Origin of the sequence: Streptomyces sp. NBC_00029 (assembly GCF_045160505.1) — a bacterium.
GTDB lineage: Bacteria > Actinomycetota > Actinomycetes > Streptomycetales > Streptomycetaceae > Streptomyces.
The window spans coordinates 7631197-7654052 of record NZ_CP108292.1 but is presented as its reverse complement, the minus strand read 5'-3'; the positions used below and the strand labels follow the sequence as shown (position 1 = coordinate 7654052).

19 protein-coding genes and 4 pseudogenes are annotated in these 22856 nt (G+C 69.5%); 12 read left to right on the top strand and 11 right to left on the bottom strand.

Features of this window, described 5'->3' with window-relative positions; all coding sequences use genetic code 11:
* The first annotated feature begins 28 nt into the window (after window positions 1-28).
* The 5 genes and pseudogenes from OG753_RS35285 (at window position 29) to OG753_RS35265 (ending at window position 3982) form a co-directional block, all read left to right on the top strand.
* Window positions 29-1180, top strand: a complete 1152-nt coding sequence (locus OG753_RS35285) for an aromatic acid exporter family protein (RefSeq protein ID WP_405791420.1) — start codon at window positions 29-31, stop codon at window positions 1178-1180.
* Window positions 1181-1386: 206 nt separating this feature from the next.
* Complete coding sequence (locus OG753_RS35280) at window positions 1387-2706, top strand: alcohol dehydrogenase catalytic domain-containing protein (RefSeq protein ID WP_405791419.1); 1320 nt, start codon at window positions 1387-1389, stop codon at window positions 2704-2706.
* Between the two features lie 270 nt (window positions 2707-2976).
* Window positions 2977-3351 (top strand): annotated as a pseudogene (locus OG753_RS35275) (cysteine hydrolase family protein); the annotation flags it as partial.
* Window positions 3352-3476: 125 nt separating this feature from the next.
* On the top strand, window positions 3477-3710 hold the full coding sequence (locus tag OG753_RS35270; protein ID WP_327265849.1) for a DUF6479 family protein: 234 nt from the start codon (window positions 3477-3479) through the stop codon (window positions 3708-3710).
* A gap of 107 nt (window positions 3711-3817) precedes the next feature.
* Complete coding sequence (locus OG753_RS35265; protein WP_327265848.1) at window positions 3818-3982, top strand: hypothetical protein; 165 nt, start codon at window positions 3818-3820, stop codon at window positions 3980-3982.
* A gap of 167 nt (window positions 3983-4149) precedes the next feature.
* On the opposite strand, the gene OG753_RS35260 is transcribed toward OG753_RS35265, so the two are convergent.
* Together OG753_RS35260 and OG753_RS35255 are read right to left on the bottom strand one after the other, a co-directional pair.
* Window positions 4150-4416, bottom strand: a complete 267-nt coding sequence (locus tag OG753_RS35260; protein ID WP_405791418.1) for a DUF4235 domain-containing protein — start codon at window positions 4414-4416, stop codon at window positions 4150-4152.
* Window positions 4413-4727 carry a hypothetical protein gene (locus OG753_RS35255; protein ID WP_405791417.1) on the bottom strand — a complete coding sequence of 105 codons (315 nt, stop codon included), beginning with the start codon at window positions 4725-4727 and terminating at the stop codon, window positions 4413-4415. Before OG753_RS35255 ends, OG753_RS35260 begins: the two co-directional genes overlap by 4 nt.
* Window positions 4728-4999: 272 nt before the next feature.
* Here OG753_RS35255 and OG753_RS35250 point away from each other — a divergent pair, with 272 nt between their 5' ends.
* Window positions 5000-5581 (top strand): DUF2231 domain-containing protein, encoded by a 582-nt coding sequence (locus tag OG753_RS35250; protein WP_405791416.1) that lies wholly within the window; start codon window positions 5000-5002, stop codon window positions 5579-5581.
* A gap of 96 nt (window positions 5582-5677) precedes the next feature.
* Here the strand turns inward: OG753_RS35250 and OG753_RS35245 are convergent.
* Window positions 5678-6122 (bottom strand): annotated as a pseudogene (locus OG753_RS35245) (hypothetical protein).
* 220 nt (window positions 6123-6342) lie between these two features.
* On the opposite strand from OG753_RS35245, the gene OG753_RS35240 reads away from it, so the two are divergent.
* On the top strand, window positions 6343-6504 hold the full coding sequence (locus OG753_RS35240) for a hypothetical protein (RefSeq protein WP_030302035.1): 162 nt from the start codon (window positions 6343-6345) through the stop codon (window positions 6502-6504).
* 366 nt (window positions 6505-6870) lie between these two features.
* On the top strand, window positions 6871-7239 hold the full coding sequence (locus tag OG753_RS35235) for a PRC-barrel domain-containing protein (RefSeq protein WP_405791415.1): 369 nt from the start codon (window positions 6871-6873) through the stop codon (window positions 7237-7239).
* A gap of 66 nt (window positions 7240-7305) precedes the next feature.
* Here OG753_RS35235 and OG753_RS35230 read toward each other — a convergent pair whose 3' ends face one another.
* The 5 genes and pseudogenes from OG753_RS35230 to OG753_RS35210 form a co-directional block, all read right to left on the bottom strand.
* Entirely contained in the window at window positions 7306-7809 is a 504-nt protein-coding gene (locus OG753_RS35230) for a peptide ligase PGM1-related protein (RefSeq protein WP_405791414.1), read from the bottom strand.
* 238 nt (window positions 7810-8047) lie between these two features.
* Window positions 8048-8593, bottom strand: a pseudogene (locus OG753_RS35225) (hypothetical protein); the annotation flags it as partial.
* A gap of 588 nt (window positions 8594-9181) precedes the next feature.
* Window positions 9182-10228, bottom strand: a complete 1047-nt coding sequence (locus OG753_RS35220) for an acyl-CoA desaturase (protein ID WP_327265840.1) — start codon at window positions 10226-10228, stop codon at window positions 9182-9184.
* A gap of 370 nt (window positions 10229-10598) precedes the next feature.
* On the bottom strand, window positions 10599-12266 hold the full coding sequence (gene tal, locus OG753_RS35215) for a transaldolase (RefSeq protein WP_405791413.1): 1668 nt from the start codon (window positions 12264-12266) through the stop codon (window positions 10599-10601).
* A 134-nt stretch (window positions 12267-12400) separates the two neighbouring features.
* Window positions 12401-12730 (bottom strand): STAS domain-containing protein, encoded by a 330-nt coding sequence (locus OG753_RS35210; RefSeq protein ID WP_405791412.1) that lies wholly within the window; start codon window positions 12728-12730, stop codon window positions 12401-12403.
* Between the two features lie 353 nt (window positions 12731-13083).
* On the opposite strand from OG753_RS35210, the gene OG753_RS35205 reads away from it, so the two are divergent.
* Together OG753_RS35205 and OG753_RS35200 are read left to right on the top strand one after the other, a co-directional pair.
* On the top strand, window positions 13084-13479 hold the full coding sequence (locus tag OG753_RS35205) for an ATP-binding protein (protein ID WP_405791411.1): 396 nt from the start codon (window positions 13084-13086) through the stop codon (window positions 13477-13479).
* Window positions 13480-13805: 326 nt separating this feature from the next.
* Window positions 13806-15056 carry a PP2C family protein-serine/threonine phosphatase gene (locus tag OG753_RS35200; protein WP_405791410.1) on the top strand — a complete coding sequence of 417 codons (1251 nt, stop codon included), beginning with the start codon at window positions 13806-13808 and terminating at the stop codon, window positions 15054-15056.
* Between the two features lie 145 nt (window positions 15057-15201).
* On the opposite strand, the gene OG753_RS35195 is transcribed toward OG753_RS35200, so the two are convergent.
* Complete coding sequence (locus OG753_RS35195) at window positions 15202-16017, bottom strand: sulfite exporter TauE/SafE family protein (RefSeq protein ID WP_327265835.1); 816 nt, start codon at window positions 16015-16017, stop codon at window positions 15202-15204.
* 897 nt (window positions 16018-16914) lie between these two features.
* On the opposite strand from OG753_RS35195, the gene OG753_RS35190 reads away from it, so the two are divergent.
* Together OG753_RS35190 and OG753_RS35185 are read left to right on the top strand one after the other, a co-directional pair.
* Window positions 16915-18009, top strand: coding sequence for a glutamate--cysteine ligase (locus OG753_RS35190; RefSeq protein WP_405791409.1), 1095 nt, complete (start codon window positions 16915-16917; stop codon window positions 18007-18009).
* Between the two features lie 512 nt (window positions 18010-18521).
* A complete protein-coding gene (locus tag OG753_RS35185; protein WP_405792922.1) occupies window positions 18522-19952 on the top strand; it encodes a DUF2252 domain-containing protein in 1431 nt (476 codons plus the stop codon).
* A gap of 279 nt (window positions 19953-20231) precedes the next feature.
* Here the strand turns inward: OG753_RS35185 and OG753_RS35180 are convergent.
* Both OG753_RS35180 and OG753_RS35175 read right to left on the bottom strand, forming a co-directional pair.
* A pseudogene (locus OG753_RS35180) lies at window positions 20232-20345 on the bottom strand (SigE family RNA polymerase sigma factor); the annotation flags it as partial.
* Window positions 20346-20469: 124 nt separating this feature from the next.
* Window positions 20470-22809 carry a pectinesterase family protein gene (locus tag OG753_RS35175; RefSeq protein ID WP_405791408.1) on the bottom strand — a complete coding sequence of 780 codons (2340 nt, stop codon included), beginning with the start codon at window positions 22807-22809 and terminating at the stop codon, window positions 20470-20472.
* Between the last annotated feature and the right edge of the window lie 47 nt (window positions 22810-22856).

The window sequence follows — 22856 nt, the reverse complement described above, 5'->3', positions numbered from 1 at the left end:
GGCAGGCGCGCATCGGAGGTGGTCGATCTTGCCCGGAGGGGTGGAAGCGGCGCGAAGGATCTGGTCGGCGGCCACAGAGCAAGCCGACTATCTGCGGCGCGCGGTGCGGGGAGCCGGGAGCGAGCGGGACCAGGTGCTGCTGGTCGCCAAGACCGTGGTCGCGGCGATGGCGGCGTGGATCCTCGCGCGGTACCTGCTACCGCCTGCAGTTTCGACGTTCGCGCCGTTCACCGCGCTGGTGGCGCTTCAGGCGACCGTGTACCGGTCGGTCCGGGACTGCCTCCAGTACGTGGTGGCCATGGCAGCGGGAGTCACGCTCGCCGCCACCCTGGCGGCCGTGGCCGGTATCCACGGCTGGACATTCGCCTTTCTCACCCTGATCGCGCTCTGCATCGGCAGGATCCGGCGCTTCGGCCAGCAGGGCCTCCAAGTCGCCATCGTCGGCTTCTTCGCGTTCTCCTCCGGCCAGGGACAGATCGACTACATCGGCCACCTGGTCGCGTCCGTGGGCATCGGGGCGCTCTGCGGCCTCGCCGCCCATCTCGTCCTCGCTCCCGCCCGGCACACCCACCACCGTCAGCAAGCCGTCACCGGCCTCTACAGCACCATGTCCCGGCGCCTCGACGACCTCGCCGACACCCTCGAAGCGGACGATCCCGACCGGGATCACCTCCGCCAGTGGCGCCGCGACTGGCGCAGCCTGTCCGCCGAGTGTGAGCGCATCCGCCACACCATCGAAGCCGAGATCGAAAACGGCCGTATGAACCCGCGCCCGGCCATCAGCGGATCCGGTGAGGTCCTCCCCCGCGCTCGGGAGGCAATCACCGTCGCCGAACGCAGCATGGACCACCTCCGTTCCATGTCCCGGGCCTTGGACTACGCCCTCGACAGCGGCGAACTCGGGAATCTCCCCGCCGCTTTCCGGCCCGGCTTCAGCGCTGTCCTGCGCGCCGTGGGCACGGTGATGGAGGAGATGGGCCAGGCGTCTCCCACCGATCCGGAGCTCCTCGACGCGAGGATCGACGAAGCGGCCGCAGAACTCGACCGTGTGCAACAGCAGGAACGGACCACCCCGGAAGCCTCCCCGGCCGTACACGCCTTGCAGGGCACGCTCCTCACGGATGCCGGCCGCCTCCTGGCCGATCTCCGGTCGGGCCAGCAGATCCGCGCCAGGACCTGAGGTCCTTCACTCCCCCGTGGTCCCGGCGTGGTGTGAGGTGAGCGGGGGGCGGGGTAGGCGCGACAAGAGAGGCGTCAGCCGCCGAGGCAGCCGGACGCCGCCCCGCGATCGAGTCGCCCGTAGGACTGACCGCGCCAACACCCCACAAAGGTGCCACCACCCGCCGTGAAGCGTCCGGTGAAGCGTGGCGTCGGCAAGGAACGACCATGAAAGCGGCAGTGTACGAAGGACCGCGGACGGTGACGGTCAAGGACGTCCCCGACGCGAAGATCGAGCACCCCGGCGACATCCTGGTGAAGATCACCACCACCAACATCTGCGGCTCCGACCTCCATATGTACGAAGGCCGGACCTCCTTCGAGACGGGCCGGACCCTCGGCCACGAGAACCTCGGCCAGGTCGTCGAGGTGGGCGATGCCGTCAGCAAGATCAAGGTCGAAGACTGGGTGGTGCTGCCCTTCAACATCGCCTGCGGCTTCTGCAAGCAGTGCGAACAGGGCCTCACCAACTACTGCCTGACCATGCAGCCCAAGCCGGACATGGCCGGCGCCGCGTACGGCTTCGCCGAGATGGGCCCGTACCAGGGCGGCCAGGCAGAGCTGCTGCGGGTCCCGTACGGCGACTTCAACGCCCTGCGCCTGGGCGAGGACGCCGCCGAGCGCCAGCTCGACTACGTGATGCTGGCGGACATCTTCCCCACGGGCTATCACGCCACCGAGATGGCGGGCGTCAAGCCCGGTGACCAGACGATCGTCTACGGCGCCGGTCCGGTCGGCCTCATGGCCGCTTACTCGGCGATCCTCAAGGGCGCCGGCCGTGTATGGGTCGCCGACCACCAGCCCGATCGGCTCCGGATCGCCGAAGAGATCGGCGCCATCGCCATCAACACCGCCGAGCAGGATCCGGCCGAGGTGGTCAAGGAAGCCACCCTCGGGCTGGGTGCGGACAACGGCTGCGAGTGCGTCGGCTACCAGGCCCACGACCCGCAGGGGCACGAGGACGCCACCTTGACGATGAACGGGCTGATCGACTCGGTCCGGTTCACCGGTGGAATCGGCGTCGTCGGCGTGTTCCTGCCCGAGGACCCCGGAGGCGCCGAGGCCCAGGGCGAGCTCGAAGCCCAGGGAAAGATACCGCTGGACTTCGGCATGCTCTGGTTCAAGGGCCAGCGCATCGGCACCGGCCAGGCACCCGTCAAGCGCTACAACCGGGCCCTGCGTGACCTGATCGCCGGCGGCAGGGCCGAGCCCAGCTTCCTCGTCTCCCACGAACTCGGCCTCGACGAGGCCTCATCGGCCTACGAACACTTCGACAACCGCGACGACGGCTGGACCAAGGTCGTCCTCCACCCCAACGGCACCAACGGCAGTAGCCGCCGGGCATCCGCCGACAAGCGAGGCAGCCGCGCCACGGGGGGTTCCTCCGGGCATACCGTGGAGGAGCTGCGCCAGGAGGCCAAGGCTCAGGGCATCGAAGGCCGTTCGCACATGAACAAGCAACAGCTGGAGCGGGCCCTCAAGCATTGATCACCACAGGCTGGGTCGTACGCAGGCCGGCGGCGCTGAACCCGGACAGCACCCGTCAGTTCATCACCCGAGCCGCCACAAGTCCCACGCCCGAACGAGTGGTGCCAGTTGCCACCAACATTTCTGAAGGGTCCCATCAAGCACCGATGCCCAGATTCACGGAAATCCGCTCTTCGTCTTCGCCTACATAGCCTTCACGGCTCGGGGCCTGCTGCGGGCTGCCCAAGAGACCCGTTCGAACCGGTGGTGCGGTGTCTGCCTCGGGCTCGCTTCGGGAAATGGCGTTCCCACCACGGGGAGATCCTCGAAGCCGCCTTGGCCGGCCCCCACGCCGGCTTGGTCGAACCTGTACGGCCGGACGAGGATTCCTACTTCATCGTCAAGGCACGCCACTCCGCCTTCTACGAAACGCCCCTCGCCTACCTGTTGGGAACACTGGGCATCGACCATCTCGTACTGTGCGGGCAGGTGACGGAGCAGTGCGTGATGTACTCCGCCCTCGAAGCCCACATCAGGCACCTGTCCGTCACCATCGCTCGCGATGCCGTCGCCCACATCCGCTCGGACCTGGCAGACGCCGCCCTGACCATGATGGAGATCAACATGGCGGCCCGCATCGTGCCCGCGACAGAGGCCTTCGACTGAAGAAGCAGCGCCATCACGCGCGGGCGGGAGCGTCCCGCCCCTCAATGGTCCGCGGCATTGGCGCACAGTCGGTATAAACCCGTTGGACTGCTGGTATGTCCACGGATCGCGGGTAGGGGCCGCGCATGACAGCTATCGACACGCTCGCGGCCGACGGCCAGGCCTCGCTCTTCCTCATCTTCGCCGGAGTGGTCCTGGTCATCCTCCTGATCGGTGCCTTCTGGTACGGGAGCCGGCGCAGGCGCCGCGAAGTACCGCCGACCGAGCAGAATCCCGTCGCACAAAGCCGCGCGGACTCCTGGCAGACCCCGGAAGAGCATGCGCGCGATCAAAAGGACCAAGAGTATCCCCGGCCTTGAGTGGACGGGCCGGACCCACTGATCCGTGGACCCGGAATGGCCAGATGGATATCAGGGACCCGCAGTCTCGTTCGGTTGCTAGAAGAAGAGACGTCACCGGAGGAAAAATGACGCACGGAGAGAACGACCGCATCACCTATCACGACGGGCGGCCGGATCCGCAGAAGGGGCGGATCGAGGAGATCCGCGACGAGGGCCCGCATGCGGTGTACCGGGTGCGGAACGAGGAGACCAACGAAATCCAGGTCATCACCCAGGGCCAGATCGACTGAAGCGTCCGCCCACCCGGCAGGGCTCCGAGGTGTCGGCGTGGCCGCCCGGCCGCGCCCCGAGCGCACGTTCAGCCATGGTGAGTCACCCTCTCCGGTGAAGGCGGGGGTGCTGGACGGTCCGGGCGGCGCCGGCCTGATCGGGGAAGAGGACCGGCACCGCCGGTGGGTCAGCCCGGCCAGGCTCTGGTCACACGACGTATGGCCACTGCGCCCGATCGCTCGACCGACGACTTGACCACGGCGAAGATCGCTCCCTGAATCGCAGCGGCGAGCAGGATCTGCGTCCACGTGCGGTCTTCGTCAGTGGCTTCCGGGGCATCACCCTCACCTTCGATGATCTTCCAGGCCTGCTTGAACACGGCCCCCGCGACCATGCCGCTCGCCGCCCCGAGGAGGAATCCGACGGGCTTGTAGGCAGCGCCGGAGGCCTTCATCGGCGACGTGCGCGGCTGCGACGCACCAGCACGAGGGCGATGATCACAGCGCCGGCGACCAGGAGCGGAGTGCGGTTGCCTCGTGTGGCCCTCGCAGCTTGGTCGGCCCTCTCGAGCAGCGGGTCGGGGGTCATGTCCGCCGCGTACTGTCCGGCGCGGGTCGCGCCGTCCCACACCTGCGTGGCGGCCTGGGCGGTCTTGTCCAGGACCGAGTGGGGGGTACTGTCCCGCACCAGCCGGGCGGCTTGTTCCGCCTTCTCGCGGATCTGGTCGGCGATGAGGGAAGCCTTTTCGACGGTTTGCTGCTTCATGGCGGCGGTCTCCTCCTTGGTTCGGGCCTTGCTTGTCGGCCTTGGCTGCCAGAGCCTCGACGGTCTGGCTGAGCTCGTCGCGAGTGCGCTCGACGTTCTTGCGCCGCGCTTACCCCGGCACGGCCCCAGCACCCGCCCCACGAGCAAGAGCTCTGCGCGCGCCTTCGCAGCAGGACTGCGATGAAGGGACCACGGCCCGTCGGCGGGCCTGTCGTTCGGGTGCAGTCGGCGCCAGGCCGGGATGGCAGCGTGGCAGCGGGTAGGCGTCGTGTATGAACTCACGCACCCTCGACACCTCTCCCACTGCCGGGCCGGCCGCGGCCCTCGACACTGCTTCGGCATGCTGGCTGAAGACCCTGGACCGGCTCGAGCGGACGACAGTGGCCGATCCGGCCATCAGGGTGCTGCAGCGGGGGATCCGCTCACTCCCCCTGGGCGGCATGCGCGATCTGCTGCGCGGCAGACCGCTGGGCCACCCCGTGCACCCCGTGCTCGTGCAGGTACCCATCGGATGCTGGCTGTCGGCCTCGGTACTCGACTTCGTGCCCGGTACACACCACGCGGCTACCGCCCTGACCGCCGTCGGCCTGGCCGGTGTCGCACCGGCCGCGGTCGCCGGCTGGGCGGACTGGGCGGACCTGCCGCCCGAGCAGGCCCGGGTCGGCCTGGTCCACGCGGCCTCCAATGTCGCCGCGGTGGCCTGCTACACCGCGTCCCTGACCGCACGGCTCCGCAGCCGCTCGGCGAAGGGCCGGCTGTGGGCCCTGGGCGGGCTGGCTGCCGTAGCCGTCAGCGGCGCGCTGGGCGGACACGTGGCCTACCGGCAGGCCGTAGGAGCGCACGCTGCAACGTGAGGGAGGCCTTTGCGCACCCGCTCCGTACGCCCTGATGAGCCCCGATCGAAGCTGGGCTCCGGTAGGCCTCCCCGGATCCTTCGCCGGGCCGGGCCGTCATTCAGGAGGGGGTGTTGCGGTGTGGTCAGGATGGTGGGGGGGTGCGGCGAAGCGTTTTGAGGCGGGCCTCCAGGAGGTGGTCGCGCCCGCCGGCCACCTCGTCGACGATTGCGCGTTCCACCGCAGCGAAGGGCTGGTAGTACGTGGAGTTGTAAGCCTCGATGATCTGGAACGTCCAATGACCCGGGATGACGTTGCGGCCCACGATCTCGCGCTCGACCCGGGCAGCCTGCTCCTCGTAGCCCGCCTCCCGCAAGAGTCGCGCCGCGTCGCCGAGCTCGAAGTCCGCCGTCCCGGTCAGCTGATGGAACCCGTAGAGGTGGCCACGGGCCCGCTCCGTGGTCTCGAGGGCCTTCGAAAGCACACCCAGAGCACGCACCGTCTTCTCGTCGACCGCGTCCGGAACTCGGTGTGCCGGATCCATCTCCTGATTGCTGTCCATGGGGATGTTGTGCCCGAAGGACGCCTCTCCGGTGGGGCGATTGGGCCAACCAGCGTAAGAAGGTCTCCCCGGATGCATCGGCTCCGAGGTGGCTCCGCCGAAGCGGGCTCGTGGAATGCAGGCAAGATCTCCTGCCCAGCCACCGGGATAAAAAACACATAAGAATCGAACGCATTTCCTGGATGCGGTCGGGCAGACGGTGCTTCGGAGGTTGATAACTATGGTTCCCCTGCTTCTCGTTCTTCTGCTGGTCCTGATCCTCTTCGGCGCGGGTTTCGCGGTGAAGATTCTCTGGTGGGTGGCTATCGCAGTCCTGATCCTGTGGCTGATTGGTTTCGTCGCCCGGCCCAAGGGCGGTAGCGGCCGCTGGTACCGCTGGTAGCCGTACGACAGCGCAGTTCTGACACTGCATGGCGGTGGCCGGTCACTCCTTCTTAGGGTGACCGGCCACCGCCATGTCGTTGTAGACGAGCCGTCACCGACACGGAACGAATAGCGGCGCATATAGAGGGAATCCGGACGGCAGCCGGGACGGTCGCCGTGATGCAGCAGGGAACCTGCTCACCTCCAATGATCGACGGCCGCTCCGGTCCCGCATTCAATCCTGGTGCGTGAAGTCGTAAAGGCGGGGCAGGTGAAGTCCAGGCGGTACGCAGCACATCCGCCGAGCACGACGTACGGAACAAGGAGGGTCGGCGGAGAAGCATTTCGCCGTCGTCCTCCATTGACCGGAGGAGTTGTTTTTCGCGTGACTGAGCATGTGTGGAGTTACCAGCCGACCTCGGGCCACCTGGCCGGTACGGATCTGACCGGCTACAAGGTCGAGGCGACCGACGGCAGCATCGGCAAGGTCGACAAGCACTCCGACGAGGTCGGTGACGCCTACCTGGTGGTCGACACCGGTGTCTGGATCTTCGGCAAGGAGGTCCTGCTGCCGGCCAGCACCGTCGTCAGGATCGACCCGGAGGAGCGGAAGGTCTTCGTCGACCGGACCAGGGGCCAGATCAAGGACGCCCCCGAGTTCCACCGCGACAAGCACCTCGGCGACGCGGGCTACCGCGACGAGCTGGGCACGTACTACGGCACCGGCGCCCCCTTCGGCGGCCGCCCCGCCTGATCCCGTCCCGCAGCATGATGCCGGGCCCGGCACCCTTCCTGGGTGCCGGGCCCGGCATCATGCTGCTCAGCCACCCTCGAATTCGAGGACCTCCGCCAACGCGGTTTCCTGCTCCTCCACGTCCCCGGCACTCCTGGCGATCACCGCGTACCTCCAGGAACGGCCGTCGGGCGGCGCGTCCGCGTAGAGGACCACGCCCTCGCCGAGATCCGGGTCGAACGCAAGGCGGGAAGCGCGCAGCCGGGCGAGCGCCTCATCGAAGTCCATGGGGGTCCGGGTCGAGCCCTTCGCCACCGACCATGCCGGGGGCGGCGCGGCCGATCCCGCAGTCAGCCGGGTGACCATGGCGTGGGGTGTGGTGGTGGCCGTACGGCGGATGTTGCTCTCACTCGCGTACGCGACACCCTCGGTGTCCACCAGCGCGTCGAGCCCGAAGGGCCCGGCGTAGCCGTGATCGGCCAGGTGACGCCCCAGGGCCGCCCCCCACTCCTCCAGCGCGTCGGCCACGTGCGCGCCGGACGGCGGCAGCGGAGAGGCGTATCCCGTGAGGGAGCCCTGAACCGTGCGCATCGCTCCGTTGAAGAGCGCGTGCCACCCCTTCGGCCTCCGGGCGTCGGCACATCCGGCCCATCGGCAGCCGCATGCCCAGTTGCTCGGCCGTCTCGCGGAATCCGGTCTTCGTCTTGAGCAGCATGGTCGTCCTCAGGGCGGCCTCTGCGGCCTCGACCGTGGGATACGGGTGGACGTCGATGCCGATGTCCCGGGCGAACGCGATCGCCGACGCGTCCAACGCCGTCGGCAGCAGCGCCGCACCCCGGTCACCGGCGAGAGCCCGGACCTGCTCGACGAGGCCTGCCTCGCGCACCGCCCGCGCCAGCGGAACGGCTCCGGCGGGTGCTACCTCGACGACCGCCACCGATTCCGGGGGCACCCCGGTCAGGTCGTACACGTACCGCAGGAACTCCCGGCTCAGCGGCACGGGAGTGACGAACACGTCCCCCGGCCGCAGCAGCCACGCCTTCCGCGGTGCCTGCTGGGCCCACGTCGTCAGGATCTGACCCTCGTCGAGGTCCACCGCCAAGTCCGAGAGGAAGTTCGCGAAAACGACGATCGGGCCCGTCTCCGTCACCGCTCTGCTCCTCTGGTCGCCGCACGGCCGTCCACGGTCAGCCTGAGATCCCCCGCTCAGCCCATTCCGGGCGCGGCCGGGCCCAGGAGGGGGAGCCGCATCCCCCGGCACATCCGAGCAGACCAGGGAGGCAGGTCGGGGAAACGGTTCCCACGCCTCGGGACCGGCCCCCCGCCACTCCACAAAGTCAGGGTCGGTGAGGTCGACACCCTCGGCGTTCTCCATACCGGCCGCGGCGAGAAGGGCTCGAACATCGGCAGGCCGATGCGCCACTCCGATGGCAACAACGCCGTAGCGGACACGTCGCCAGCCCTGCTGGTCGGGGCGGGTAGATGATCAGCTGGGCGGCCATGGGCCAAGCCTCCGCCGCACCAAGCTCCTTGGCACCCCTTCACGTCCAATCGGGTGACCTTCACGGGGCAGCTGTCGCCCGGGCGCCGTCCGCGGTCGCTCCACGCCGAACCCCCACTGCTGGAGAGAGATGTCCCGGCGGCGGGCGTCCTGGCAGGGCCCCAACGCCGGGAAGCCGTCGCGCGCCGAGCGGGGGGTCGGTCGGCGACGGCAGACTCCTTAACGCCGCCTCTGCCCCTGGGTCACGAATGTGCCCGCTACATGTTGACGGAGCCGCGAGGTACCCCCTGGCGCATTGCGACCGGAGCAGTGGAGCGCGTCGGACGGTGATGGGGGTTCAACGGTGATCGGGAGGGATTGTGCTGAGGAGGCTATCGAAGGGGTGGGCCCTCGGCGGCCACGGCCTGCCCGTGACCGGGGTGGAACGGTGTCCCGCGTCCCTGTCGGGGGCCGTGGCGGCAGTCAGGTGGTCTGCGGCGCTCTGAGTGGGGCTCCGGCCGCGTGGAGGCTGGCGAGGGTCTGCCGGTAGGAGGTGACCAGGCTGGTCTCCAAGTAGCTGACCCCGAGCTCCTGGCAGTACGCGCGGACGATGGTCTGGGCCCTGCGCAGGTGGAGGCTGGGCATGCTCGGGAAGAGGTGGTGCTCGATCTGGTAGTTGAGACCGCCCAGGACGATGTCGGTGAACCGGCCGCCGCGAACGTCCCGGGAGGTCAGGACCTGACGCCTGAGGAAGTCGGGCCGCTCGTCACCCCGCAGGACCGGCATGCCCTTGTGGTTCGGGGCGAAGATCGAGCCGAGGTAGACGCCGAAGAGGCACTGGTGGACGAGGAGGAACACGACCGCCTTGCCCGGCGGCAGCACCAGGAACAGCGCGCCGAGGTAGGCGGCGATGTGAGCGGCAAGCAGGACCCCCTCCCACACCCGGTGCTTGAGCGAGCGGTCGAACAGCGACCGCACCCCGGACACGTGCAGGTTGAACCCCTCCAGCAGGAGTAGCGGGAAGAAGAGGTAGGCCTGCGATCGGCCGAGCAGCCGCGGCAGTCCTCTGGCCGTGCGGGCCTGGTCCTGCGTCCAGACGAGGATGTCCGGGTCGAGGTCGGGATCGAGGTCCTCGTGGTTGGGGTTGGCGTGGTGCCGTGTGTGCTTGTCCTGCCACCAGCCGTATCCCATGCCGATGCCGAAGTTGCCGGCGATGCGCCCGGACACCTCGCTGGCTTTGCGCAGTCGGAACACCTGCCGGTGGGCGAGGTCGTGCGCGAGCAGGGCCACCTGCCCGAACACGAAAGCAAGGAAGGCAGCCGCCATTGGCGTCCACCAGCTGTCGCCGATCAGGACGAAGGCCGTCCACCCGGCGGCGTACAGGGCCGTCACGGCCGCGATGCGCAGTGCGTAGTACCCGGGGCGCCGGGCCATGAGACCCGCCTCCTGGATCTTCCGGGAGAGTCGGGCGAAGTCGCTCCCCGACTCCGCCCGTACGGGAGGAGGACGCACCGTCTGGGAGAAATTCATGATCAGAGGTCGCTTTCTGGTCGGTCTCGGAGGAGCGGCCACATCACCTGCGGAACTCCCTGTGCCGGGCCCCGCCGGCTCGCGGGTGTCGCTCCCCTCGTACTGCGCATACCCGGGATAACGACCTTGACGTACCCCCAGCCCTGCGCCATGGTCCGGCCTAGGGCAACCCGTCGGCGGCCCGACAGACCGAGCCGGCACGGTTGTGCTGCCGAGCGCAGCCCCTGTCGGGAGTCCTCTGCCCTGACTCGCTTGGCTTGCGGGCCCAGGTGGGGCCCAAAGGCCCCGGAGACGGCATAGCCCGGTCACCGCGCGTACGCAGAGGGGGCGTCCACTCCCCTCTCACGGCAGAAACGGCGACTCCCCGGGGCTACCGCGAGCGCGTGCTGGAGGGGTGAGGGCGCAGCGCCTGAGTGACTGCCGCGCTGCGCAGCTCCTCCAAGAGCGCGAGTTGCTTCTCGGCGCGCGCCGCGAGGGCGTCCAGATGCGTGGTGGAATAGCGTTCGCCGGTGTCGGCGAGGGTCCTCAGGGTCCGCCAGCAGGCCTTCTTGCCCTGGACGCCGAGGAGCATGGACTCTGCTTCCAGGACGTCGCTGAGGGGCGAGCGGGTGAGGAGGTGGCCGTTGGTCTTGAGGCGGCCCGCCTTCTCGGCGAGCCAGCCCATGGCCGCCTTGGAGTGGCTGATCGGGACGTCCAGGTCGGTCATGATCTGTGCCAGCGCGTCACGGTCCTCGTCGGCCTGACGGGTCAGTTCGGTCAGTACCGTGTGCGCTTCTGTGCTCGTCTGCGCCTTTGCGGAGCGCCGGAAGAGTTCCAGGCCCCCAGTGGCGGCGGAGTAGTGGTCGTTGAGGTAGATCGCGAGTAGCTGGGCGCTTTCGGATCCTCCCTGCGGGCTCCCGTTGTCGTCGCAGGTGTCGACGGCTTCGGGGTGCATCTCGCGTTTCACCGAGGCTCCGAGGTCCTTCCGGCTGTCCTCGAACTTGGTGAGTCCTTCGCGTTCCAGGGTGTCGGTGACGTCGGAGAAGTCGACGCCGGCGCGTCCCAGAGCGTCGAGGTGGGAAGCGGCGGCCGCGTAGTCGTCCCCGGTCGGGGGGTGGGCGAGGATTCCGTGGTCTGCGAACGCGGCCAGGGTGGCGCCGGGCATGGTGTTCACGGTGCCGGGGATGACGAGTTCGCTGACGTACATGGTGTCGGGGTAGGACGGGTCCTTCACCCCGGTGGACGCCCACAGGGGCCGCTGAACGCGTGCTCCGGCCGCCGCGAGGCGCTGCCAACGCGGCTCCGCGGTCATCTCCTCGAATGCCCGGTGTGCCAGCCGGGCGTTGGCGACCGCAGCCTTGCCCTTGAGTGCCAGGGCCTCTGGGGTGCCGAGGGCGTCGAGGCGGCGGTCGACCTCGCTGTCGACGCGGGAGACGAAGAATGAGGCGACCGAGTGGATGGCCGACAGATCGCGTCCCGCTGCCTGCGCCCGTTCCAGACCGGCCTGGTAGGCGTCCATCACGTCGCGGTAGCGGTCCAGTGAGAAGATCAGCGTGACGTTGACGCTGATGCCCTCGGCGATGACGGCGGTGATCGCCTTGAGCCCCTTACGCGTGGCCGGGATCTTGACGAGCAGATTCGGCCGGTCGACTGTTTGCCACAGCTTCCGGGCCTGGACAGTGGTGGCGTCGGCGTCCTGCGCCAGGCGCGGGTCTACCTCGATGGAGACCCGTCCGTCGATGCCGTCGGTGCGCTGGTGGACGGGGGCGAGGACCTCGCAGCCGCTTCGCACGTCGTCCGTGGTCAGGGCGAAGACCGCGTCGTCGACGCTGATTCCCCCGTCGCCGAGGCGGCGCAGCTGCTCGGTGTAGCGGTCACCCTTGGACAGGGCGGAGGCGAAGATCGTGGGGTTGGTCGTGACCCCCACCACGTGCTTTTCCGCGACCACTTCGATGAGCTGTCCACCGGCCAGGAGCTCGCGGGACAGGTCGTCGAGCCAGACCGCCACTCCGGCCGCGGACAGTGCTGCAAGGGGGGCGGTGCCAGCGGGAACGGACATGTGAGACCTCCAGATGGTGCGGCGCCGCTCGCGCCGAGGTGCTTCTCGCCCGACGGGCGGGCTTGTCGGCGGCGGCACTCGACACCGTGGTTCCCTTCGCGCATGCCCGCCCTGCCCGGCTGCAAGCGCGGCACTCACGGAGTGAGGCAGGGGCGCAGGGTGAAGAGACTGCGGGTGCCGGTGAGCTCGAGGACGCGCAGTGCCTGGCGCGGGACGCCGCACAAGTGCAGCACGCCGTGCTCGGCGCGGGCACGGTTGCGCAGGGTGAGGAGCATGTTGAGGCCGCTGGAGTCCATGTGGGTCACGGCCGACAGGTCAAGGGCAAGGGTCTGACCCTCCAGGGCCAGGGTGTCGGTGGCTTGGGTGACAGTGGGGCAGGTGGTCATGTCGAGTTCACCGGCCACGGTCACGGCCGTCACGTCGGGTTGCACACTGACATCGAGGTCAAGCCTGATGGGGAGCATCACTGGTCCGCCGTTCGGGATCGAAGCCCATTACGGTCGGCTCCCGGCGTACGCGGAGAGGCCGTCAAGCGTGCAGCCGTCTGAAGGCCACTCACAGCCGAGCGAGACCACCCGTACCGCCGGTCACCTTCAGGCGCACGAGGTCTCCCACCAGACCAGGCTGGTTCCCCTCGAGCCTGTCACGCCGACGCCGGGAACACCAGGCCCCCTGTCAGCCCGGGCCGCGGAAGTGCCCGGGACCGTGCCACAGCAATCCACTGCCGCATCTGTCTGCACTCGGCAGACTGTGACGCGGTTTCCGTTCGCGAAGCGGGGCATCCGCCAGACAGGCACGCCGGGCGAAGGAGGAACAGGTGACCACGACCGTCCTGGACCAGTCCCTGTCTCGTATCGGATGGCCTGGAGCAGCAGCTCGTGAGGCCACCCGCGCCTTCCTCGCGCGCGCAGCCCGCCTACGGGCACCCGCCAGGGACGGGAGCATGGATGACGTGCTCCTGGTGGTGGCCGAGCTCGTTGCTAACGCGATCCGGCACACCGACGGCCCCTCTTCCCTGCACCTGGAACTGCTCGATGACGCCGTCGACGTCTGCGTCTCCGACCCCAGCCCCCGGCCACCCGAGCCGAGGACCCCTCGCACGGACGGGACCGGTGGGTGGGGATGGTTCATGATTCAGCGCCTCGCAACCCACATCCGGATCAGACCAGCAGCCGGTGGCGGAAAGATCATCTGCGCGGAACTCCCCTGGTAGCAGATGTCGGCCTGTGGCCGAACCCGGCCCGAGCCAACGTCTTTACTGATTGCCGCGCAGGCTGCGGGATCTCCGGCCTCCCAGGGTCTCGTGGTGCAATGTGACTGTGCGACGTCGCCTTGGCGCGGGTCTTACCGACCCGGGACCGAGTCCCGGCCGCCATCACGCAATAAGGGGTCGTTGTGACCGCAGGAGAGCCGGAGGACGGGCAGGAGTCTCGTCACTCCACCAGCCGGAACCGCCGGGGCAGGGCGATGACGTTGGCCGGGACGTTGGAGGCTGCGGAGGCCGCGGCGCCCGTGGAGTCGCTCGATGTGGTCGCGCGCATGCTCAAGGAGCACCTCGGGGCAGCCTCGGTGTCATTCTTGATCGCCGACTTCACCGGCAGTTCGGTCGTGAGGCTGGGAGCTGCGGGCAGCGTCGAGACCGGTGAGCCCGCCCGGCGCATTCGACTGCGAGGCACCCTGTACGACGACGTGATCCGAAGCCAGCGGCCGCAGGTGGAAGACAGGGGCGGCAGTGAGCTGGTGCGGGTCGTCGCCCCGGTGACCAACCGCGGGGACGCCATCGGGCTCCTGGAGCTGTTCCTGCCTACCGCCCCGGGCGCCGAAGTGATGCGGGAGATCGGTGAGACCGCGCACGCGCTGGCGTACATCGTCATCGCCAACCGGTCCCATACCGATGTGTACCAGTGGGGCCGGCGCACCAAGCCGCTGAGTCTGGCCGCGGAGATCCAGCACCGGCTGCTCCCGGCGTCGCTGGCATGTGAGGCGGCACAGTTCGCGGTCGCAGGTGCCCTGGAACCCGCCGACCACGTCGGGGGCGACACCTTCGACTACGTGATCGACCGGGATACGGTCCAGCTCTCCGTTACCGACGCCATGGGCCACGACGTCGACGCCGCGCTGCTGGCCACCCTCGTCGTAGGTGCTCTGCGGCGGGCGCGGCGGGCGGGCGGCGACCTCGAGGCACAGGCCCATCAGGCCGACCAGGCCATGCACGATCACGGCCGTGGCGGTTACGTCACCGGTCAGCTACTGCGCATCAGTCTGCTCGATGGCCGGGCCGAGTTCGTCAACGCCGGGCATCCCTGGCCGCTGCGGATGCGCGAGGGGCAGGTACAGGAGATCGTTCCCGAAGTTGATCGACCGTTCGGCCTGAATGTCCATGGATCACCGGCCGGCACCTACCGGGTGCAGACGCTGGACCTGCGGCCGGGTGACCGGCTGGTGATGTTGACGGACGGCATGCTGGAGCGCAACGCCGAGAATCTCGACCTGTCGGACCTGATCCTCCGCACCCGCGCCCTGCATCCCCGCGAAGCCGCCCGCACCCTCATCGGGGCGATCGTGGACGCCGGTAACGGCCATCTGGACGACGACGCAACCGTCATGTGCCTGGACTGGCGCGGGATCGGCAATTCGCAGCGTGACGCGGCTACCGGCGCCGACCTCACGGATGCCTCACGACCATCGATCGGAGAGCTCCACCCGGGCACGCAGGGGGCAGCAGGGTTCTCGGGCGCTGGCCACCCGGATCCGTCTCGCGGCCACCGAGTACGCCACCGGGCCTGCTGAACGCCCTCCTGCACGCTCCCCGCGATCTGCTGAGCCGTCTCCGTGACGCTGTCCGCCGCCTGGTGGATGCCTCCGGAGGTTTCGTGCGCAGCATCGTGAGCGGGAGGCATCCCGAAGCGGCGAGGGTCGGGGGAGGCTGGCGGAGTCAGTTGTGACGTGCGAGCTTGACCGCAGAGGCGAGCAGGATCAAGGCCAGCGCGGGGATGAGGACCACGTCTGGGAACACTCCGAGCAGCAGCCCGCCCAGAACCGCGCCGGCGATCGAGCCTGCGGCCATGACCACGGTGAAGCGGCGGTTCGCGCCCAGGACGGTGAAGCTGCCGTCGCGGCTGTAGCGGGCGAAGGCCACGAGCATCGTGGGCAGGGACACCAGCAAGGAGAGGCTCCCGGCGGTCTTGATGTCCTCGCCGAACAGCAGCACGATCGTCGGGATCAGCAGCTCGCCGCCGGCCACGCCCATGATCGCCGCGACAACGCCGATGCCGAACCCGGCCACGACACCGGCAGGCACCTGCGCCCAGAGCGGCAGGTCGAGCGTGCCCAGGGCGGTGGTGTGCGTGAGTACGAGGGCGACCGCCATGAGCACCATCAGAGCAGCCAGCACCTTGTAAAGGGTCGAGGAGCGCATCCGCACCGCCCAGGACGCTCCGGCCCAGGCACCCAGCAGGCTTCCGGCCAGCAGGTTGACCGCGACGGGCCAGCGTGCGACCACCTCGGCAGCCGGGACCGCCGCCAGACGGGCGGGCAGAGCGACCAGGACCACGACCAGGCTCATCGCCTTGTTCAGGATGACGGCCGAGAGCGCTGCGAATCCGAAGAGGCTGATCAGCAGCGGCAGGCGGAACTCCGCGCCACCCAGTCCGATCATTCCGCCCAGAACACCGATGGCGGCTCCCGCACCGAACACCACGGGTGCCGTGTGCGTCGGGCGGAGGGAGGCAATGTTCCGGTCAGTGCGCATGATGGAATCTTTGCTGGTCACCGGCCCACCTACTATGGCCCGGCCCCGCCTTCAGGAGAAGCCACTGGATGCGGGCCCAGTACTTGTCAGGACCTCCGAGTACCCCTTGCACAGGGCGGGACACGGACCAGGCAGGCGGCGGCTGCGTCGCGGGTGACTCTCCAGGAGAGCTGGGTCCCCGCACGGGCACGCCGGCCAGAAGGCCGGTCTGGCTCACTGCCGCTCGGACGGCGGTCAGCGGGTCTCGGTGTCTTCGGCGTTGGTCACAGGGCCGGACAGGCTAGCCCCGCTTCCGAACGCATGGTTTCGGGTCACGGGTGCAGGGCCTGTCCCCTGTGTCTGGAGATGTGATGGCCGAGAAGAATCCAGTCAAGGCAGTTACTGACAAGATCGCCGGTGCCTTGCACGGCGACGCCCCGCCGACCGGAGGACGGCATCCCCGGCAAGCCCGCTCCGGTCTCCCCGCAGGTGGTGGAGCCGACCGAGCCGGTGGAGCCGCTGCCGCCGAAGGCGGATCAGAGCGGCCCGGAGACGGTCAGTCCGGACTCACCGTCATGCCGGTGGTCATCGTCGCCGGTGGTCGACTACGTCGTCGTGATCCTCAGGATCAGCCCGCCTCCGTCCGGCAGATCCGAGGCCCGCGCCCGCACAGGCCCTGGCGGCATGACGCACCGCAGGAATTGCCGGCTGGCTTCGCTGTCGAGGACGTACAGGATGCCCTGCGGACACGACCGGTCCGCCATCTACCGGCGGGGCCGGACGACCTTGTCCACGCTCCACGGCCCGGGCGGGAATGCCTCCCGGATCAACCTATTACAAAAGAGCGCCAATACGCCCTAATGCGCCGTAGTGGCCCTTTCTGTGGGTGATCACTGCGGGGTCGGGGTACCACCCAGCATGATCACTGTTGGGGTCGAAGAGGAGTACCTGCTGGTCGACCCGGAGACGCTCCTTCCCACACCGCTCGTGCAAGAGGTGCGTGCCACGGCCCGCCTGGCACCCCTCTCGGACGAGCAAGAGGTCCAGGACGAGCTGCTCCAGGCTCAGATCGAAGTCGCCACCCCCGTGTGCACGGCTCTCGAGGAGGTCGGAGGGCATCTCTTGCGGTTGCGCCACGCGGTCGCCTCCGCCGCGCAGGCGAACGGCTGCCGCATCGCCATCTCTGCCACCGCGCCGGTCAGGGATGCCGTACCCGTACCCATCACCGGCACGGCGAGATATGTGAAGATGCAACAAGAGGCCCGGTTGCTGGTCGACGAGCAGCTGATCTGCGGGATGCACGTCCATGTGGGGATGCCCGACCGCGAGACCGGGGTAGCCGTGCTGAACCGGCTGCGCGTCTGGCTTCCGACGCTGCTGGCGATGTCCGCGAACGGGCCCCTGTGGGACGGGCGGGACACCGGTTTCGCCAGCTGGCGCACGATCATCTTCGGCCGCTGGCCGGTCAGCGGTCCACCACCGCACTTCGCGGGGCTCGCGGACTACGAGGCGCGGGCCGACGCGCTGGTGGGGCCCGGGGTGATTCCGGACCGGGGCCAGCTGTACTGGCAGGCCCGGCTCTCCGAGCGCTACCCCACTGTTGAGGTGCGCTGCTGTGATGTGCAGCTGGAGGCGGACGAGGCAGTGATGCTCGCCGGTGTCATCCGCGGGCTCGCCACCACAGCGATGGCCGAGGAAAGCGTGGGAGTCGCTCACACGCCGTGCCGACCGGAGCTGCTGCAAGCGGCGACGTGGCATGCGGCCCGGCACGGGATCAGCGGCACGCTGGTGGACCCGATAGGGCGGCTTCGGAGCAGCGGGGACGTGCTGTGCGCGCTCCTGCGTTACATCGGCCCCGCCCTTGAAGAGAGCGGTGACCACCGCGAGGTGACCTCGCTCGTCCATCGGCTGCTCCTGCGGGGAACGTCGGCCGACCGCCAGCGCCGCGCCCTGGCCGGGGCCGGCCTACCGGCGGTCGGTGCCTTGATCACCTCAGGAGCCACCATCGTCTGAGTCCCGGCCGGCTGTGCGAGGGGGATGCCGGCGCAACCGGGGCGTTGCAGGCTCCACCGGGGTCCTCCCGGCCGAGCCGTGCGGATGACGTGCCTGCAGATCCGGACGCGCCCGCGCAGCCCGCGCCGTCGACGAGTTCCGTGGGGGTTCAGGGCGGTGTCCGGTATCGCGCGGCGCGCATGGGCCGCTCGCACGCCTGCCCCGCGCGCAGGATCGGGAGGGGTTCTAGAGTTGGAGCAAGGCATGCGGGTGGTCTGCGGACACCCACTGTCGCACGTCGTTCGCCTGCCCCTGGGCCGTACCCGACCCGCCCGCAAGGCAGGTCCGCTGCCCAGCAGTGGCAGGACGTACTGGTCTCTTCCGCCCCCGTCGTGGGCACCGCCCGCGTCGTGACGGCCGCCGTCAACGCCATCGCGGCCCTCGGCACCGCCGATGCCGTCGCCGATGCCCAAGGACAGCTCGCGCAGAGCCGTTCCCGTCCTGAGGGCAGCAGAGCAGGCAGGAGTGCACTGATGTCCCAGAGCGCGACCACCGCGATGCGCGCGGTACCCCACAGCACGTCCCAGGAACGCGCGGACCACGGCAAGGAGGCACGGCGCCGCTCGCCGCGGTCCGGGCACGCCGAGTACCGGCCGTCTCCGGACAGGCCGGACCCGCTGGCGATACTGGAGGAGCAATCTGCGGCCCGGGTTCCCGAGCTGGTCCCCATCCGCTACAGCAGGATGACGGAGTCGCCCTTCCGGTTCTACCGGGGAGCCGCCGCGATCATGGCCTCCGACCTGGCCGGCAGCCCGGACTCGGGGATCACGGCCCAGCTGTGCGGGGACGCGCACCTGCTGAACTTCCGGCTGCTGGCCTCTCCGGAGCGTCAGCTGATGTTCGACATCAACGACTTCGACGAGACCCTGCCCGGCCCCTGGGAGTGGGACGTCAAACGACTCGCGGCGAGTCTCGTCATCGCAGGCCGGGCGAACGGCTTCGACGACGCCGAGCGCGCGGGCATCGTGAGCGCTGCCGTTCGCTCGTACCGCGAGGCGATGCGCGGCTTCGCCGGTATGGGCAACCTCGACGTCTGGTACGCGAAGATCGACGCGGACCGCCTCGAGGCCCTGACCACCGGTCGGCTCGGCAAGAGCGGGCGGAAGAAGCTGACCGGCGCCATGGCGAAGGCCCGCACGCATGACACTTTGCACGTCTTCGAGAAACTCACGGAACTGGTCGACGGCCGACCGAGGATCGCGGCGGACCCCCCACTGCTGGTACCGCTCGCGGACCTGCTGCCGGACGCCGAGCGCAGCACGTTCGAGCGCCAGCTCCGCCGGCTGGTCGAACGCTACGGCCTCACGATGGCGAGTGACCGGCGAGCGCTCCTGGACGACTACCGGCTCGTCGACGTGGCCCGCAAGGTGGTCGGCGTCGGCAGCGTCGGAACCCGCTGCTGGATCCTGCTGCTGCTCGGCCGCGACGGCAGGGATCCGCTCTTCCTGCAGGCCAAGGAAGCCGACACCTCCGTGCTCGCCGCCCACCTCGGCGCGAGCAAATACCGCAACCAGGGTGAGCGCGTGGTCTCCGGACAGCGGCTGATGCAGGCGGCGAGCGACATCTTCCTCGGCTGGGAGCGGGTGGACGGGATCGACGGCAAGCAGCGCGACTTCTACATCCGCCAGTTGCGCGACTGGAAGGGCATCGCCATGCCGGAGACCATGTCGCCCGCACAGTTGGAGACGTTCGGCGAGGTGTGCGGCATCACCCTCGCCCGTGCGCACGCGCGGTCGGGCGACCGGATCGCGATCGCCGCGTACCTGGGCCGCAGTGAATCCTTCGACCGGGCGCTCGTCGCCTTCGCCGAGGCTTACGCCGACCAGAACGAACGCGACCACCAGGCCCTGGTCGACGCGGTACACGCAGGCCGACTGCCTGCACAGGAACTCCCCGCAGCCTGACCCCTCGGCACAGCCGGCGCCGGGCCGCACCGGGGTCCACCGGTGCTCGCGCTGCACTCGCTCCGGCCCGCCTCTTCGCCGGCGATCGCGGTCCAGACCATGAGGCCACGCCGTGAGGTCGGGTTCACGAGGCGCCGGACGCCGGCCCGTCTCCAGGTGCGTCCTTGAGGTTGCGCAGGTCCACCGCCCCGAGCTTGCGGCGACGGCCGTGCGATCCGCACCACATGGCGATGTGCGGCGAAGGAGGCGAAAATGAGGTTGGCCGGACAAGAGCCACCCCAGGTCGTCGGCGGCGTCCGCCTCCCCGGTCAGCAGGTACGCCAGGAGGGACAGTTCGGCGTGGTGGCGTTCGAAGAATGCGTGGGACTCTGCGGCCGCCTCGTCCTCGGCCATGGCTTCGGTACGGCCTCTCGGTGCGGCGGGTGCCTTCTCAGGCAGGGGCCGGAGCGTAGCAGTCTGTTCGAGCATCGTTCGGGCACTTCGGTTCGCCCGGGCCTGGTCCACACGGTGACGCCCATCAGTCCGTCGGGTTCCAGTCGTCGGTGCCGGCCAGGTAGGCGCGGGCGGTGTGGGCTGTGGCCCGGTCCGGGGCGAGCTGGGGACGGTTCGCTCCGGTTCCGGCGCCGGGGCCCGTGTTGGCGTACTCGGCGAACCGGGCGGACTTCCAGGAGAAGCCCCCCATGTCCGTCCACGGCCCCTCTGTCTTCACGGCTGCGGGCAGGCTCGTGTTGCGGATGACCAGCTGACCGACCGCGCTCGGGCCCGGGTGCCAGGGCCGGCCGAGGTAGTAGGTCCCTGGCCGGGCGGGGCTGCTGATCGTGCTGTCGGTGATGAGGATTCCGTACGGCTTGGCGGCATCGGTGTTCGGTGCGGCGAGGTATCCGTTGTGGCCGCCGGCCGCGGCTCCCCGGTCGCGCAGGGTGATGTTGACCTGGTCGTAGACGGCGGTGGCGTTGCCGAAGACGAAGTCGACGTCCCCCGCGATGAAGCAGTGTCGGAAGTACTGCCGGTACTGGCCGGTGGCGGAGGGGGCCCAGTTGAGGACGGTGTCCTGGTGGCCGATGAAACGCGAGTTGAGGTACCTCTGGCGGTCGCCGGACGCGTTGACCGCCACGGCCTGCGTGTCCCTGACGTCCGGGTGAGCCGACCTCTCCCACGTGTTCTCGACCGTCACACCGGTGACGGTGATGTCGTTGGCCGAGAAGGTCGCGGTGGCACTGCCCGCGGTTCCGTACGTACCGCCTCCGGGCTTCGGTGTGCCGGAGGCGTTGTCGTAGGTGATGACGACGTCCTCGGCGTTGCCGGTGGCGCCTTTGAGGGTCAGTCCGTGCTTGGAGGCGGGGACGTTCACCGTCTCCCGGTAGGTGCCGCGCGAGACGAGGACGGTGTCGCCCGCGGTGGCGGCGTCGACGGCGGCCTGCACGGAACGGTGGGCCGCGGAGCCGTCGGCGGCGACCGTCAGCGTCCGGCCGCCGGCCGGACCGGACGGGGCGGGAGCGGCCTTGCCGCCGGTCTCGGTGAGAACTCCGGCGCCCGCCTTCGCCGCCAGCTTCGCCGGCAGTCCGGCGGCGGGTTCCAGTCCGGCGGTGAGGGTGGGCCGCCAGCCGACGGCCGTCTTGATCTTCTTCCCGGGGTTGGCGGAGTTGTGGGCGGCGACCAGGTCCACGGGGGCGCCGCCGACGAGGTTGCCGCTGCCCGCGATGGCTCCGGTGCCGTCGCCGCTGAGCAGCTGGGAGGTCTTCCGGTCGGGGGAGAGCTTCCAGTAGTTGTTCTGCGCGACGACCTGGGCGCCGGCCCGGGAGTTGACGCTGTAGCTGTGCGCGTAACCCTCCGATTCCGTGGTGTCGTAGTAGTTGTCGTACAGATGGATCTGGCCCACGCGGGCGAGAGGGGCGCGCTGGACGATGCCCCGGAAGACGTTGTGGTGGAGCGTCACCCGCAGTTTGGTGTCCTTGTCGCTGCTGCCGATCAGCATGGTCTTGTCGTGGTTGCTGAACGTGTTGTATCCGACGGTGACCAGGTCGGAGGAGTTGGTGATGTCGAGGGCGCCGTCGTGGACCTGGTACTCACGGCCGAAGCGGACCGGGTTGGCGGAGTCCGGGTGCGGGGCGTCGGAGAAGGTGTTGTGGTCGACCCAGACATGGGTGGCGCCGCGCAGGCTGACGGCGTCGTAGGCGGAGTTCCAGTTGCCGGTGGAGCCGTCGGTCGGGTCCCACTGGGGGAAGCAGTCCCGGACGTCGGTGAGGGACAGGTTGCGGATGATCACGTTGTCGGCGTTCTTCACCACGAGGCTGCCGCCGGTGATGCCCGCTCCGGTGCCGGGCACCCCGATGACGGTGGTCCGTGCCGGCACCGTGAAGACCATGCGGGCGGCCTGCCTCGCCTGGGCCGCCCTGCGGGCGTCCTCCTGGGCGCCGGACGGCACCTTGGCACGACCCCAGACGGCGGGATCGTAGGCCTTGAGGTAGGAGTCGAGCGAATAGCCGGTGCCCGCGGCGTGGTCGGCGCAGCTCTGCGGCTTCCCGCTGTCGTCGGTGTTGGCGTCGATCAGGCCCTTGACCCGGACGATCCGCGGGGCGCCGGCCGGGCCCGCGGCCAGGGCTCTCGCCAGCTCGGCGCGGGTGGAGACGGTGAAGACCTGAGCTGCGTCCGCAGCACTGCCGCCGGTGGTGCCCGAGCCGCTCGCGGCCCAGCCGTCCCGGGCGGGCAGCACGCCGTGGGCGAGGTCGGCGGGTGCCACGGCATCGGCCTTCACGACGAGCGGCACGGCGCCGAGACCGGCCGCGACCAGGGTGCCCGCTCCGGCCAGGGCGAGCCTTCGACGTCCGGTGGGGCGGCGGTGGGGGGCAGCGGACATGGGCGGTGGCTCCTTGGGGTGAGGTGCACTGGTCACCCCTCAGTTGC

Bases quoted from the DNA above. Each gene is read 5' to 3' on its own strand.
- tal (WP_405791413.1), bottom strand. From the start codon at position 12,266: ATGTCCGTTCCCGCTGGCACCGCCCCCCTTGCAGCACTGTCCGCGGCC.
- OG753_RS35200 (WP_405791410.1), top strand. From the start codon at position 13,806: ATGCTCAAGGAGCACCTCGGGGCAGCCTCGGTGTCATTCTTGATCGCC.
- OG753_RS35220 (WP_327265840.1), bottom strand. From the start codon at position 10,228: ATGAATTTCTCCCAGACGGTGCGTCCTCCTCCCGTACGGGCGGAGTCG.
- OG753_RS35250 (WP_405791416.1), top strand. From the start codon at position 5,000: ATGAACTCACGCACCCTCGACACCTCTCCCACTGCCGGGCCGGCCGCG.
- OG753_RS35240 (WP_030302035.1), top strand. From the start codon at position 6,343: ATGGTTCCCCTGCTTCTCGTTCTTCTGCTGGTCCTGATCCTCTTCGGC.
- OG753_RS35190 (WP_405791409.1), top strand. From the start codon at position 16,915: ATGATCACTGTTGGGGTCGAAGAGGAGTACCTGCTGGTCGACCCGGAG.
- OG753_RS35270 (WP_327265849.1), top strand. From the start codon at position 3,477: ATGACAGCTATCGACACGCTCGCGGCCGACGGCCAGGCCTCGCTCTTC.
- OG753_RS35230 (WP_405791414.1), bottom strand. From the start codon at position 7,809: ATGCGCACGGTTCAGGGCTCCCTCACGGGATACGCCTCTCCGCTGCCG.
- OG753_RS35175 (WP_405791408.1), bottom strand. From the start codon at position 22,809: ATGTCCGCTGCCCCCCACCGCCGCCCCACCGGACGTCGAAGGCTCGCC.
- OG753_RS35210 (WP_405791412.1), bottom strand. From the start codon at position 12,730: ATGCTCCCCATCAGGCTTGACCTCGATGTCAGTGTGCAACCCGACGTG.
- OG753_RS35195 (WP_327265835.1), bottom strand. From the start codon at position 16,017: ATGCGCACTGACCGGAACATTGCCTCCCTCCGCCCGACGCACACGGCA.
- OG753_RS35280 (WP_405791419.1), top strand. From the start codon at position 1,387: ATGAAAGCGGCAGTGTACGAAGGACCGCGGACGGTGACGGTCAAGGAC.
- OG753_RS35260 (WP_405791418.1), bottom strand. From the start codon at position 4,416: ATGAAGGCCTCCGGCGCTGCCTACAAGCCCGTCGGATTCCTCCTCGGG.
- OG753_RS35255 (WP_405791417.1), bottom strand. From the start codon at position 4,727: ATGAAGCAGCAAACCGTCGAAAAGGCTTCCCTCATCGCCGACCAGATC.
- OG753_RS35185 (WP_405792922.1), top strand. From the start codon at position 18,522: ATGTCCCAGAGCGCGACCACCGCGATGCGCGCGGTACCCCACAGCACG.
- OG753_RS35265 (WP_327265848.1), top strand. From the start codon at position 3,818: ATGACGCACGGAGAGAACGACCGCATCACCTATCACGACGGGCGGCCG.